The following is an 11,334-nucleotide window of genomic DNA, read 5'->3' as shown; positions in this document are numbered from 1 at the left end:
GCACAGGAAAAACGCCCCGTTCCGGTCGGATTCGGGGCGTTTTTCCTGTGCTCGGCGGCTGGTGCCGGCTCAGAACAGGTCGGGGGAGGGGGCGCCGGAGTGGCGGATGGAGACGTCGGCGTGGCGGTCGAAGCGGTAGCCGACGCCGCGGACGGTCCGCACGATGTCCTCGTAGCGGCCCAGCTTGGCGCGCAGGCGGCGCACGTGCACGTCGATCGTGCGCTCGTTCGGCACGTCGTCCTCGTCGGCGTTGCTCCACAGCGACGAGATGAGCTCGGAACGCTCGATGGTCCGGCCCTCACGCAGCACCAGGTACTGCAGCAGCTCGAACTCCTTGTACGTGAGCGCGACGGTCTGGTTGTCGAGGACGAGGCGCTTGCGCGAGATGTCGACCACGACGCCGGAGGCGGCGCGGTCCTCGTCCTCGTCGATCACCGCGGTCTGGCGGTGCTTGGCGATCGCCGACGGGTCCTGCAGCGCGAGGCGCACCACGTCGACGTCGCGGCCACCCGCGCCGGCGGGGGCGAGGGCGACGGCGGCGTACGTCTCGGCGGCGGGCGCGAGCTCGGAGGTGAGGCGCTTCAGCGCCTCCACGATGCGGCCGAGGTCGGTGCCGGCGGCGGCGGCCTTCGCCTCGTCGATGCCGACGTAGAGCACGAAGCCGCGGGCCTCGGTGCCCTCGGGGACGGCGCGGATGCGGGCCGCCGGAGCGGACTTCTCGGCCGGAGCGGCGGTGGCGGCGGCGGGAGCGGCGGAGACCGGAGCGGCCGCGACGGGAGCCGGGCGGACGGCGGCGGCGGTGGGGAGGGAGTCGATGGTGGCGAGAGACATGGGAGGAGGGTCCTTCGGATGATGATGTTCCGCGGATCCCGCTGCTGCCGGTGGGGCGGTGCCCCGGGTACGAGTGACGGCGGATGATGCGGTGATCCGGTGGGGAGCCGTGTCAGATACGGCGTGTGTGCGCGGGAGGCTGGTGGCGCTCCCGGGGAGCTGGCGCCTGCTCAGGACCGGATGCGGTCGGAGGGCGCTGCGCTCGGCGAAGGGGTCGTCAGATCAGCGGCACATTCGGCAACACATGACAGCGTCGCGGCCGGCCATCATCATGCCGGCATTCCCAAGGGCCTCGAAGGAGGTCAGGGTACGCGCGTTGTCAGTCATGCTCGGTAGTAAACCCGTGCATGACTCGCCGTGTCAAATCATGACGGAATGTTTCGTGCGTCCGGCGAACGCTCAGACCGTGCCGTAGAGGCGGTCGCCGGCGTCGCCGAGGCCCGGCACGATGTAGCCGTTCTCGTTCAGCCGCTCGTCGAGCGCGCCCAGCACGATGGTGACGTCGCGGCCCTCGGTCGCCTTCTCGAGCGCCTCCAGGCCCTCCGGGGCGGCGAGCAGGCAGATGGCGGTCACGTCGACCGCATTGCGCGAGAACAGGAACTCGATGGCGGCGCCGAGCGAGCCTCCGGTCGCCAGCATCGGGTCGAGCACGAAGCACTGCCGGTCCGACAGGTCCATCGGGAGGCGCTCGGCGTACGTCGTCGGCTCCAGCGTCTCCTCGTTGCGGACCATGCCGAGGAAGCCCACCTCTGCGGTCGGCATCAGCCGGACCATGCCCTCCAGCATCCCGAGCCCGGCGCGCAGGATGGGGACGACGAGAGGCCGCGGCTGGCTCAGCGCGAGCCCGGTCGTGGTCGTGACGGGCGTCTGGATCTCGACGGGCTCGACCCGCACCCCGCGGGTGGCCTCGTACGCGAGGAGGGTGACGAGCTCCTCCGTCAGCTGCCGGAAGACCGGCGACGGGGTCGACTTGTCACGGAGCACCGACAGCTTCTGGGTGATGAGGGGGTGGTCCGCAACGTGCACTCGCATAGGCTCAAGGCTAGCCGAACATCCGCTTGGAGGAGCCGTGAGCCTGCCCGTCCCCGCCGCCTACGAGGAGTGGATGCGCCGAGCGATCGCGGACGCCCGCCTGGCCTTCGACACCGGCGACGTGCCGGTCGCCGCGCTGGTGCTCGACGAGGCCGGGAACGTCATCGGGACGGGACGCAACGAGCGCGAGCTGCACCACGATCCCACCGCCCACGCCGAGGTGCTCGCCCTGCGCGAGGCGGCCTCCACCCGCGACGACTGGCACCTGGAGGGATGCACGCTCGTCGTCACGCTCGAGCCGTGCGTGATGTGCGCAGGGGCCGTGCTCGCGGCGCGCGTGCCGACCGTCGTGTTCGGCGCGTGGGACGAGAAGGCCGGCGCGGCGGGGTCGGTCTACGACGTGCTGCGCGACCGGCGGCTGCACCACCGCGTGGAGGTGTTCGCCGGCGTGCTCGCGGAGGAGTGCGGCGAGCTGCTGCTCGACTTCTTCCGCGCGAAGCGCTGACCGGTTGGCGGTGCTGGGCCGCTCAGGCCGCCGGCTCCGTCGTGTCGCGCTTCGCCTCCAACGCCGACAGCCACTCGGAGAATGCGGCGCGCGACGCCTCCTGCATCCGCGCCGAGTACCGCGCCCGCTCGCTGCGGAGGGCGTCCGGGTCGATCGCCAGCTGGTCCAGCTCGTTGTAGCCGTCCGAGACCCACTCCTCGTGCATCTCGTCGGTGACCTCGGGATGGAACTGCACCGCGAGCGCGAAGTCGCCGATCGCGAACGCCTCGTTGGAGTAGTCGCTCGACGAGGCGAGCAGCGTCGCGCGCTCCGGCAGCTCGAAGGTGTCGCCGTGCCACTCCACCACCGGGACGCCGTCGAAGTGACGGATCGGGGAGCCGGCACCGGCCTCCGTCGGCTCGACCTGCCTGAACCCGATCTGCGTCGTGTCGCCCTTGTAGACGCGCTCGCCGAGGGCGCCGGCCATCAGCTGCGCGCCCAGGCACACGCCGAGCGTCGGCAGCTCGGCGTCGATGCGCTCGCGCAGCAGGGCCTTCTCGTCGTTCAGGAAGGGGAACTTCTCGGTCTCGTAGGCGCCCATCTCGCCGCCGAGCACGACGACGAGGTCGGCCTCGGTCGGGTCGATCGCCGCGACGTCCTCGGTGGACGCATCGACCACGCGCAGCTCGTAGCCGTGCTCGACGAGCGTCGGGCCGATGTTTCCGAGGTGGATCGTGGGGTCGTGCTGCAGGATCAGCGCGGTGCGGCTGCGGTCGGTGCCGGTCACTCCAGTCCCTTCAGGATGATGGTGTCGGTCGCCGGTGCCCGCTCGTTCGGGTCGATCCAGACGTCCGGCTCGATGTAGATGACGCGCGCGGTCGGGACGGCCTCCCGGATGCGGCGTTCGATCACGTCGATCGCCGCGGCGACGTCGGCCAGGCGCTGGTCGCCCGAGAGCGCCAGCTTGGTGGCGACGAGCAGCTCGTCCGGCCCGAGGTACAGCGTCTTCATGTGGATGATGCGCTCGGCCTCGTCGCCCGCGAGGACCGCCTGCTCGATCGCGGCCACGTCCGCGTCGCTCGCGCCCTCGCCGACCAGGAGGCTCTTGGTCTCGATGCCGAGGATGATCGCCACGGCGATCAGCAGCAGGCCGATGAGGACCGTGCCGATGCCGTCCCACACGCCGTCGCCGGTGAGGATGGTGAGGCCGACGCCGAGCAGGGCGAAGACGAGGCCGGTCAGCGCCGCCACATCCTCCAGCAGCACCACGGGCAGCTCGGGGGCCTTGGCGCGGCGGATGAACTGCGGCCAGGACAGCGACTTCTTGTGCGGGCGCGACTCCTTCACCGCGGTCCGCAGCGAGAACGACTCCAGGCAGATCGCGATGACCAGCACGAGGATGGGCAGCCACCAGTTGTCGAGCGCGTGCGGGTGCGTCAGCTTCTCGATGCCCTCGTAGAGCGAGAACACGCCGCCGACGGAGAACAGGATGATCGAGACGACGAACGCGTAGACGTAGCGCTCGCGGCCGTAGCCGAACGGATGCTCCTTGTCCGCCTTCTTCTTGGCCTGCCGCCCGCCGAGCAGCAGCAGGAGCTGGTTGCCGGAGTCGGCGACCGAGTGCACGCCCTCGGCGAGCATCGACGACGATCCGGAGAAGAACCACGCGATGAACTTGGTGAGAGCGATGCCCAGGTTGGCGGCGAAGGCCGCGACGATCGCTCTGGTCCCACCTGATGCGCTCATGGCCCCCATCCTAGGATGAGCGCATGAGCCAGACGCAGTCCGTGACCCTCCCGACGATCGCCCTGCTGGGCGCCGGATCGATGGGGCGCGCCATCCTGAGCGGCCTCCTCGCCCCCGGCGTGACCGTGGAGGGAGGCATCCGCGTGACGAACCGGTCGGAGGACCGCGCGGCGACGCTCGCCGCCACGCCGGGGGTCACGGCGTACGCGACCGAGTCGCAGCCGGAGGCCAACCGGCTCGCCGTGGAGGGGGCCTCCATCGTCATCGTCGCCGTGAAGCCCGCGATGGTGCCCGACCTGCTGCGCGAGATCTCGGCGTCGCTGCTGCCGGGGGCGGTCGTCGTGAGCGTGGCCGCCGGGGTGACGACGGCGACGTTCGAGTCCCTCCTGCCGGAGTCGGTGGCCGTGGTGCGCTCGATGCCGAACACGCCCGCGGTCGTGGGCAAGGCGGTGACCGGGATCAGCGCCGGGGCGCGCTCCGGGGCGGACGCGGTCGCGCTGGTGCGGGCGCTGTTCTCGACCGTGGGCGAGGTCGTTGAGGTGCCGGAGTCGCAGCTGGACGCGCTCGGCACGATCTCGGGCTCGGGCCCGGCGTACGTCTTCTTCCTGATCGAGGCGCTGACGCACGCCGCCATCGAGAAGGGGTTCAGCCCGGAGGAGGCGGCGACGCTGGTGAACGGGACTTTCCTGGGCGCCGCCGAGCTGCTCGTCTCGTCCGGCGAAGACCCGGCGGAGCTGCGCCGCCGCGTCACGAGCCCGAACGGCACGACGGAGCGCGCGATCGCCGTGCTGGCCGCGGCCGACCTCCCGGCCCTCTTCACGCGCGCGACCGACGCCGCCCTGGCCCGCTCGCGCGAACTCGCCGCCGGCTAGCCGCCGAGCACAGGAAAAACGTCGTCCGATGGGCCGATTCACGACATTTTTCCTGTGCTCGCGAGCTGGCGGCGGAGGCGGGCGAGGAGAGGGGCGGGCGATCGGAGGTCGTCGGCCGTCGTGAAGATGGCGGTCCAGCCGATGTCGGCCAGGCGTTCGCGGCGAAGGATGTCATCTCGATACACGCCGATGGTCGTGCGGTGGTGATCGCCAAGATACTCGATCGCCACGCGCCGCTCCGGGTAGGCGAGATCGACCATCGCGACCATCGTGTCGCCGTCGAACACCCGGAAGTTGAGCGCTGGCTCGGGGAGGCCGGCCTTGACGAGAAGCAGACGCAGCCGGGTCTCCTGCGGCGACAGGGAGCCGTAGCGCGCCAGGTCGCGTGCCGCTCGCAAGGAGCGCACCCCGCGCATCCGGCCGTGCCGGGCGATTGCGCGATCAAGCCGTTCGAAAGTCGTCGGCGGCGGATCGCCGGAATAGGGTTCATCGCCTGTGACGAGGTAGTCGGACGCCACCACGAGCTCATCGACGTTCGCTTCGGCGGCCAGCTGCACCCAGGTGTCCTCGACGCCGATGACGCGGAGGCCGTCCATGTCGATCACCTGTTGGCCCGTCGGTTTGAGTTCGTGCGAGCGCACTCCGCGCAGCTGCGGCGCGCGATGCGGTTGGAAGACGCAGATGTGAAGGTCCGCCTCCGGCGCCTGCAGACGTGCGGGAAGGGGGATCCCGTGGAGTACTGCGGCGGTGGAGTGACTGAAGAACTCATGGGCGCCCATGCGCGGCGCGAACGCACGTGCTCGGGCACCGATGGACCCGAGGTCCGCGTCGAACGGAACCCGCACGGCGTGGAACGGCGCGGTGAAGCGTCTCCCGCGCAGTTGGCGGGGCGTCCATCCCGCCCTCAGCCCGTCTCTGACCGTGAATGCGTGCTCGTGACCATCCCCCATGCCCCCACTCTGCCGCCCGCGCGCCTCGCGTCTCCCTTATCCACAGCCCCAGCCGGCGAGTACAGGAAAAGTGTCACGATATCGCCCAGGAGGCGACATTTTTCCTGTGCTCGGCGGCTAGCGGCAGCGGCACCGGGGCGGGCGCGCGCGGGCTACGCGTCGAGGGCGGCGAAGGATTCGATGTCGGTGCTGGTGCCGGCCACGATCACGAGGTCGTGGTTGCTCACCACGGTGTCGGCGGTCGCGTACGTGAAGGGCTTGCCAGGGCTCTTCACACCGACCACGGTCACGTTGTACTTGCGGCGCACGCCCGAGTCGCCGAGGCGCATGTTGCGGATGGGCTTCGGCGGGTACATCTTCACGAGCGCGAAGTCGTCGTCGAACTCGATGAAGTCGAGCATCCGGCCCGACACCAGGTGCGCGACGCGCTCGCCCGCCTCCCGCTCCGGGTAGATGACGTGGTTCGCGCCGATCCGCTCCAGGATCTTGCCGTGCGACTGCGAGATCGCCTTCGCCCAGATCTGCGGCACGCGGAGGTCGACCAGGTTCGCCGTGATCAGCACGCTGGCCTCGATGGAGGAGCCGACGGCGACGACCGCGATCGAGAAGTCCTCCGCACCGATCTGCCGCAGCGTCTCGATCGAGCGCGCGTCCGCCTGGACGGTGTGCGTCACCCGGTCGGCCCACTTCTGCACCAGCCCGGCGTCGGTGTCGATCGCCAGCACCTCCCGCCCCAGCCGGTCGAGCTGGCCCGCCGTCGCGGCGCCGAACCGGCCGAGCCCGATCACGAGGACGGGGGCGTTGTGCTTGATCCGGTCAACCAACGAGCGGCCTCTCCTCGGGGTTCTGGTACAGCTGCTTGCGCTGGCTCTGGGCCAGCGCGGCGGCGAGTGTCACTGTACCAACGCGCCCGCAGAACATCGTCGCGGCCATCACGTAGACCCCCGGCTCGGGGAGCTGCGCCGTCAGCCCGGTCGACAGGCCGCAGGTCGCGAACGCCGAGATGACGTCGAACAGCACGTGGTCCAGCGGCGCCTTCGTGATCTGGAGGAGCACGATCGTCGACACCGCCACGATCGTCGCCCCCCACAGCGCCACCGCGACCGCCAGCCGCAGCACGTCGATCGGGATGCGGCGCCGGAACGCGTCCATCGACTCCACCCCGCGCGCCTCGGCGAACGCGGCGAGGAACAGCACGGCGAGCGTCGTCACCTTGATGCCGCCCGCGGTCGAGGCCGAGCCTCCGCCGATGAACATCAGCATGTCGGTGACGAGGAGGCTCGACCCGTGCAGCTCACTGATGTCGATCGTCGAGAACCCGCCCGACCGCGCCATCGTCGACAGGAAGAACGACTGGAAGATCGTGTGCCCCGCGTCGAGCGAGCCGAACGTCTTCGGGTTGTCGTACTCGAGCAGGATGTACAGCCCGGCGCCGGCCACCAGCAGGATCACCGACGTCAGCAGCGTGAGCTTCACGTGGATGGACCAGCGCCGTCGCTTCTGGCGCAGGTTGGAGGCGATGGCCAGGATCACCGGGAAGCCGATGGCCCCGAGGAACACGCCGATCATCAGCGCGCCGAGGAACCAGAAGTCCTCCGCGAACGGCGTGAGCCCCTCCGCATTGGGTGCGAAGCCGGTGTTCGTGAAGGCCATCGCCGAGTAGTAGACGCTCTCCCACAGGGACGCGCCGACGCTCATCCCCGCGATCAGCATGCGCGGGAACAGCAGGATGGCGACCGCTCCTTCGATCACGACCATGCTGATCGCGACGGTGGTCAGCAGCTTGCCGACCTCGCCCAGCCGCACGGCCTGCCCCTCGGCGACCGGGCCGGCGTGGATGCGCAGCGGGTTGCTGTCGCTCGCGGCCATGAGCTTGGCGCGGAGGCCGAGCTTGCGCGAGATGACCAGGCCCAGGATGCTCGCCATCGTCAGCACGCCGACCGCGCCGATCTGCACGCCGAGGTACACCAGCAGGTGCCCGAACACGGACCAGTGCGTCGCCATGTCGACGGTGGAGAGGCCGGTCACGCAGATGACCGAGACGGCGGTGAAGAGCGCGTCGGCGAGCGGGGTGACGGTCCCGTCCGCCGAGGCGATCGGCAGCGAGAACAGCAGCGTGAAGACCAGGATCAGCAGCGCGAAGACGAGGATCGCGAAGCGGGAGGGACTGCGCGCCGCGAACCCGTTCAGCGCGGCGCGCACACGGCCCACCGGCGCCGGGCCTCTGCGGACCGCCCGGATCGTGCTCATCGTGCGACTCCTCCCACCGACAGGCTCCCGACATGGTACTGCGGTCGGCGAATGACTAGCCTGGTGCAATGGCCGACATCTTCGACGTGATCGCCGACCCCACGCGGCGCGAGATCCTCCGCGTGCTGCTCGACCGCCACTCGGACGACGTCCACCCCGCCGGCGAGATCTCGGTCTCGGAGATCGTGGCGACCCTCGAGCTGAGCCAGCCGACCGTCTCCAAGCACCTCAAGGTGCTGCGGGAGGCGGGGCTCGTGAAGGTGCGCGAGGAGGGGCAGCACCGGTACTACCGGCTCGACGCGACGCCGCTCGAGGCGATCGAGGACTGGGTGATCCCGTTCACGGCCTCCGACGTCGACATTGCCTCGCTGGGCGTCCAGCTCGCCGACGAGACCCGCGAGTTCGCGAGCACGGTCGGCAAGGTGCTCGCCGACACCCGGCACCGCGTCTCGAGCGCGACCGAGCGCGTCACGCCGCGCAAATGGCGGCGGGACTGACGGGTTGCCGCGGAGGCGCGCAGCGGCATAGAGTCGCAGCACTCCACCGGAGTAGAAGGTCCGTAAGAAGAAGGACGAGATGGCTCACGAGTCGGGTTCCAGCGCCCTGCGCGACGTGCGCTTCCTGACGGTCGCCGAGGTGGCCGACGTGATGCGCGTCTCGCGCATGACCGTGTACCGGCTGGTGCACGCCGGCCAGCTTCCGGCCATCCGGTTCGGGAGGTCGTTCCGGGTCCCCGAGTCCGCCGTGACGAGCGCGCTCGAGAACCACGTCGCAGACAGTGCGTGACGTCGGGTAGACTTACCCTTCGTGTCGCCGCGCATTCCGCGGCAAACCCCCTAACTTTGTGAGGTCTACGTGGGTTCCGTTATCAAGAAGCGTCGCAAGCGTATGGCGAAGAAGAAGCACCGCAAGCTTCTCCGCAAGACGCGCCACCAGCGTCGCAACAAGAAGTAGACCTCGAGTCTGCGGCTCAAGCGTCGGTCCGTTCGGCCCGGCGCTTTTTGCTGTACGCGCTTTTTGCTGTGCGCGCTTTTTGCCGCGTGCGCTCGCGGACCTAGGCTGATGCCGTGCCTTCCGTGACCCTCACCCTGATCGGCAAGCCAGGCTGCCACCTCTGCGACGACGCGCGCGAGGTCATCCGCTCGGTGATCGCCGACCTGCCCGGCGACGCCGTCCCGGTGGTGGAGGAGAAGAACATCCTGGAGGACCCGGCGCTGCACGAGCAGTACGTCGAGGACATCCCGGTCGTCCAGATCGACGGCCGCAACCACACCTACTGGCGGGTCGACCCCGCCCGACTGCGCACCGCGCTCCTGGAGGCCCGATGACCATCCGCCATGTCGTCATGTGGAGGCTCGCGACGACCGACGAGGCCGAGCGCGCCGAGCAGGCCGCGACGATCAAGGCCAGGCTGGAGTCCCTCCCTCCGCTCGTCCCGCAGCTGCAGAGCCTCGAAGTGGGCGTCAACGGCCTGCCCTCCGGCGACTTCGACGTCGTGCTGATCAGCGACTTCGCGGACGCGGAGGCCCTGCAGGGCTACCAGGAGCACCCCGAGCACGAGAAGGTCGCGGCCTACATCCGCTCGGTGGTCGGCGGGCGCGCGGCCGTCGACTTCATCGTCTGAGACCCGACCCGTACGACGAAGCGCCCCGCTCCGCACGGAACCGGGCGCTTCGTCGTCGCGGGAGGCGCGGTCGCTACGCGATCGGGCTCTCGTCGATCTCGGCGTCGCCGCGCCGGTAGTCGGCGAGGAACTGCTCGAGGGTCGGTCGGTAGAAGGCGTGGATGAGCTCCGCCGCCTTCTCGCCGTCGCGCGCCTTCGCGGCGTCGAAGATCTCGCCGACGCGGCCCGGGATGTCGTCCGTGTCGAACGGCAGCTGCCAGACCGACACGTAGCGCAGCAGCTGCGGGCTGAGGCCCTCGCTGATCGTCAGCAGCACCTGGTTGTCGCTGTCGCGCTCGAACTCCAGGAAGAAGTCGTTGAGCGCGCGGCCCAGCGCGGGGAGGTCCTTGGCCTTCGCGGCCTTGCGGACGTCCTTCAGCGCCTTCTCGAGCCGGCCGACCGCCGCGTTGTCGAGCGTTGGCACGACGGTGCGCGCGGCGAACTCGTGCAGCAGACCGGTGGTGTAGATCGCCTCGTCGATGGCGCGGAGGTCGATGGGAGCGACCCGGGTGTAGCGGTTGGGCGCCATCTCGACGAGCCCGATGTCGGCGAGCTTCATCAGCGCCTCCCGGATCGGGGTGCGCGAGACGCCGAGCCAGGTGGTCAGCTTCTCGTCGAGCAGGGTCTCGCCCGGCTCGAGGGTGCCGTCGAGGATGCCCTCGTACAGACGGTTGTAGACGACGTCGCGGAGCAGCTGGCGCTCGACCGGCGCGCTGTCCTTCACGGGGAGCGGCATCAGGCTTCCTTCCTCTCCTGGGTGGCGAAGTCGTCGACGACGGCCATGAGCACCTGCTCGTAGAAGTCGCTCACGCCCTGCGCGGCCTTCTCGGCGTCGCCGGCGGAGGCGGCCTCCACGGTCGCGGTGATGAGCGGGATGCCCTTCTCGAACGGCGCGTTCGACGGGGCGGCGATGAGCGCCCGCCGCACCTCAGGGAGGTGACGCGAGAGCAGCCGGCCGACCGTCTTGTTGTCGAGGCGGCGCACGAAGACGTTGTTGAAGCCTTCGGTGAGGTACCGCTCGCGGGCGAGCTCGCTCAGCTCGGCGTCGGCGGCGCGCGCGGCGAACTCCTTCAGCTCCTGCTTGTCGGAGTCGGTGAGCAGCGGCGTCGCGTCGCGCACGATGCCGCGCAGGAGGGTGCCGATGGTCGAGAGCAGCGCGCGCAGGCGGGTCGGGTCGATGGGAGTGACCCTGGTGCGCTTCTGCGGCATGATCTCGACGAGTCCCATGGCGGCGAGCTGGTTGAGCGCCTCGCGGACGGGCGTGCGGGAGACGCCCACCCACTTCTCGATCTCGGCGTCGTACAGCTGCTCACCGGGAGTGAGGTCCCCCTCGACGATCGCGTCGAGCAGACGAAGGAACACTTCGTCCCTGATCAGCCGTCGGGGACTGACGGCCTCGGTAACGGGTACAGGCATACATGAATATTACATCCCCTCCCGTCGGATGCAATGCTCAAAAACGGCACGTCCCAGCATGGCGTGCCGGGGCTCGGAGAGGGCCCGACG

General features: G+C 69.9%; 16 protein-coding genes. 7 read left to right on the top strand and 9 right to left on the bottom strand.

The genetic code is table 11. From position 1 onward, the window contains the following. Positions 1 to 69 precede the first annotated feature (69 nt). On the bottom strand, positions 70 to 831 hold the full coding sequence (locus ACR9ZG_RS15345; protein ID WP_481285716.1) for a winged helix-turn-helix domain-containing protein: 762 nt from the start codon (positions 829 to 831) through the stop codon (positions 70 to 72). 399 nt (positions 832 to 1,230) lie between these two features. Then, positions 1,231 to 1,863 (bottom strand): uracil phosphoribosyltransferase, encoded by a 633-nt coding sequence (gene upp, locus ACR9ZG_RS15340; RefSeq protein WP_481285715.1) that lies wholly within the window; start codon positions 1,861 to 1,863, stop codon positions 1,231 to 1,233. A 37-nt stretch (positions 1,864 to 1,900) separates the two neighbouring features. On the opposite strand from upp, the gene tadA reads away from it, so the two are divergent. Beyond that, complete coding sequence (gene tadA / locus ACR9ZG_RS15335) at positions 1,901 to 2,368, top strand: tRNA adenosine(34) deaminase TadA (protein ID WP_481285714.1); 468 nt, start codon at positions 1,901 to 1,903, stop codon at positions 2,366 to 2,368. 22 nt (positions 2,369 to 2,390) lie between these two features. Here tadA and ACR9ZG_RS15330 read toward each other — a convergent pair whose 3' ends face one another. Both ACR9ZG_RS15330 and ACR9ZG_RS15325 read right to left on the bottom strand, forming a co-directional pair. After that, positions 2,391 to 3,134: a glutamine amidotransferase gene (locus ACR9ZG_RS15330; protein ID WP_481285713.1), complete on the bottom strand. Its 744-nt coding sequence runs from the start codon at positions 3,132 to 3,134 to the stop codon at positions 2,391 to 2,393. Next, positions 3,131 to 4,093 (bottom strand): cation diffusion facilitator family transporter, encoded by a 963-nt coding sequence (locus ACR9ZG_RS15325; protein ID WP_481285712.1) that lies wholly within the window; start codon positions 4,091 to 4,093, stop codon positions 3,131 to 3,133. The genes ACR9ZG_RS15330 and ACR9ZG_RS15325 overlap by 4 nt, the downstream gene beginning before the upstream one ends. Before the next feature lie 23 nt (positions 4,094 to 4,116). Here ACR9ZG_RS15325 and proC point away from each other — a divergent pair, with 23 nt between their 5' ends. Then, entirely contained in the window at positions 4,117 to 4,965 is an 849-nt protein-coding gene (gene proC, locus ACR9ZG_RS15320; RefSeq protein WP_481285711.1) for a pyrroline-5-carboxylate reductase, read from the top strand. 38 nt (positions 4,966 to 5,003) lie between these two features. Here proC and ACR9ZG_RS15315 read toward each other — a convergent pair whose 3' ends face one another. From ACR9ZG_RS15315 to ACR9ZG_RS15305, 3 genes are all read right to left on the bottom strand, one after another. Next, positions 5,004 to 5,915 (bottom strand): hypothetical protein, encoded by a 912-nt coding sequence (locus ACR9ZG_RS15315; RefSeq protein ID WP_481285710.1) that lies wholly within the window; start codon positions 5,913 to 5,915, stop codon positions 5,004 to 5,006. Positions 5,916 to 6,067: 152 nt separating this feature from the next. Then, on the bottom strand, positions 6,068 to 6,739 hold the full coding sequence (locus tag ACR9ZG_RS15310) for a potassium channel family protein (protein WP_481285709.1): 672 nt from the start codon (positions 6,737 to 6,739) through the stop codon (positions 6,068 to 6,070). After that, positions 6,732 to 8,165, bottom strand: coding sequence for a TrkH family potassium uptake protein (locus tag ACR9ZG_RS15305; RefSeq protein WP_481285708.1), 1,434 nt, complete (start codon positions 8,163 to 8,165; stop codon positions 6,732 to 6,734). Before ACR9ZG_RS15305 ends, ACR9ZG_RS15310 begins: the two co-directional genes overlap by 8 nt. 68 nt (positions 8,166 to 8,233) lie before the next feature. Between ACR9ZG_RS15305 and ACR9ZG_RS15300 the strand changes: the two genes are divergently transcribed. From ACR9ZG_RS15300 to ACR9ZG_RS15280, 5 genes are all read left to right on the top strand, one after another. Continuing rightward, positions 8,234 to 8,662: an ArsR/SmtB family transcription factor gene (locus ACR9ZG_RS15300; RefSeq protein WP_481285707.1), complete on the top strand. Its 429-nt coding sequence runs from the start codon at positions 8,234 to 8,236 to the stop codon at positions 8,660 to 8,662. 79 nt (positions 8,663 to 8,741) lie between these two features. Continuing rightward, positions 8,742 to 8,951: a helix-turn-helix domain-containing protein gene (locus ACR9ZG_RS15295; protein WP_481285706.1), complete on the top strand. Its 210-nt coding sequence runs from the start codon at positions 8,742 to 8,744 to the stop codon at positions 8,949 to 8,951. Between the two features lie 69 nt (positions 8,952 to 9,020). Next, positions 9,021 to 9,119, top strand: coding sequence for a 30S ribosomal protein bS22 (locus ACR9ZG_RS15290; RefSeq protein WP_003792170.1), 99 nt, complete (start codon positions 9,021 to 9,023; stop codon positions 9,117 to 9,119). Positions 9,120 to 9,232: 113 nt separating this feature from the next. Further along, the gene (locus ACR9ZG_RS15285) at positions 9,233 to 9,493 is read left to right on the top strand and encodes a glutaredoxin family protein (RefSeq protein ID WP_481285705.1); all 261 of its coding nucleotides are present in this window, start codon (positions 9,233 to 9,235) and stop codon (positions 9,491 to 9,493) included. Then, positions 9,490 to 9,789 (top strand): Dabb family protein, encoded by a 300-nt coding sequence (locus ACR9ZG_RS15280; RefSeq protein WP_481285704.1) that lies wholly within the window; start codon positions 9,490 to 9,492, stop codon positions 9,787 to 9,789. Before ACR9ZG_RS15285 ends, ACR9ZG_RS15280 begins: the two co-directional genes overlap by 4 nt. Before the next feature lie 73 nt (positions 9,790 to 9,862). Here the strand turns inward: ACR9ZG_RS15280 and ACR9ZG_RS15275 are convergent, their stop codons facing one another. Together ACR9ZG_RS15275 and ACR9ZG_RS15270 are read right to left on the bottom strand one after the other, a co-directional pair. Then, a complete protein-coding gene (locus ACR9ZG_RS15275) occupies positions 9,863 to 10,564 on the bottom strand; it encodes a GntR family transcriptional regulator (RefSeq protein ID WP_481285703.1) in 702 nt (233 codons plus the stop codon). Continuing rightward, positions 10,564 to 11,190 carry a GntR family transcriptional regulator gene (locus ACR9ZG_RS15270; RefSeq protein WP_481285702.1) on the bottom strand — a complete coding sequence of 209 codons (627 nt, stop codon included), beginning with the start codon at positions 11,188 to 11,190 and terminating at the stop codon, positions 10,564 to 10,566. The genes ACR9ZG_RS15275 and ACR9ZG_RS15270 overlap by 1 nt, the downstream gene beginning before the upstream one ends. Positions 11,191 to 11,334 lie beyond the last annotated feature (144 nt).

This window comes from Leifsonia sp. KNZ12-8B (assembly GCF_056755495.1).
Note: the sequence above shows the minus strand (reverse complement) of the source record. Positions and strands in the feature narration are given on the sequence as shown.

Bases quoted from the DNA above. Each gene is read 5' to 3' on its own strand.
- ACR9ZG_RS15280 (WP_481285704.1), top strand. From the start codon at position 9,490: ATGACCATCCGCCATGTCGTCATGTGGAGGCTCGCGACGACCGACGAG.
- ACR9ZG_RS15275 (WP_481285703.1), bottom strand. From the start codon at position 10,564: ATGCCGCTCCCCGTGAAGGACAGCGCGCCGGTCGAGCGCCAGCTGCTC.
- ACR9ZG_RS15345 (WP_481285716.1), bottom strand. From the start codon at position 831: ATGTCTCTCGCCACCATCGACTCCCTCCCCACCGCCGCCGCCGTCCGC.
- ACR9ZG_RS15325 (WP_481285712.1), bottom strand. From the start codon at position 4,093: ATGAGCGCATCAGGTGGGACCAGAGCGATCGTCGCGGCCTTCGCCGCC.
- ACR9ZG_RS15300 (WP_481285707.1), top strand. From the start codon at position 8,234: ATGGCCGACATCTTCGACGTGATCGCCGACCCCACGCGGCGCGAGATC.
- ACR9ZG_RS15295 (WP_481285706.1), top strand. From the start codon at position 8,742: ATGGCTCACGAGTCGGGTTCCAGCGCCCTGCGCGACGTGCGCTTCCTG.
- upp (WP_481285715.1), bottom strand. From the start codon at position 1,863: ATGCGAGTGCACGTTGCGGACCACCCCCTCATCACCCAGAAGCTGTCG.
- proC (WP_481285711.1), top strand. From the start codon at position 4,117: ATGAGCCAGACGCAGTCCGTGACCCTCCCGACGATCGCCCTGCTGGGC.
- ACR9ZG_RS15305 (WP_481285708.1), bottom strand. From the start codon at position 8,165: ATGAGCACGATCCGGGCGGTCCGCAGAGGCCCGGCGCCGGTGGGCCGT.
- ACR9ZG_RS15315 (WP_481285710.1), bottom strand. From the start codon at position 5,915: ATGGGGGATGGTCACGAGCACGCATTCACGGTCAGAGACGGGCTGAGG.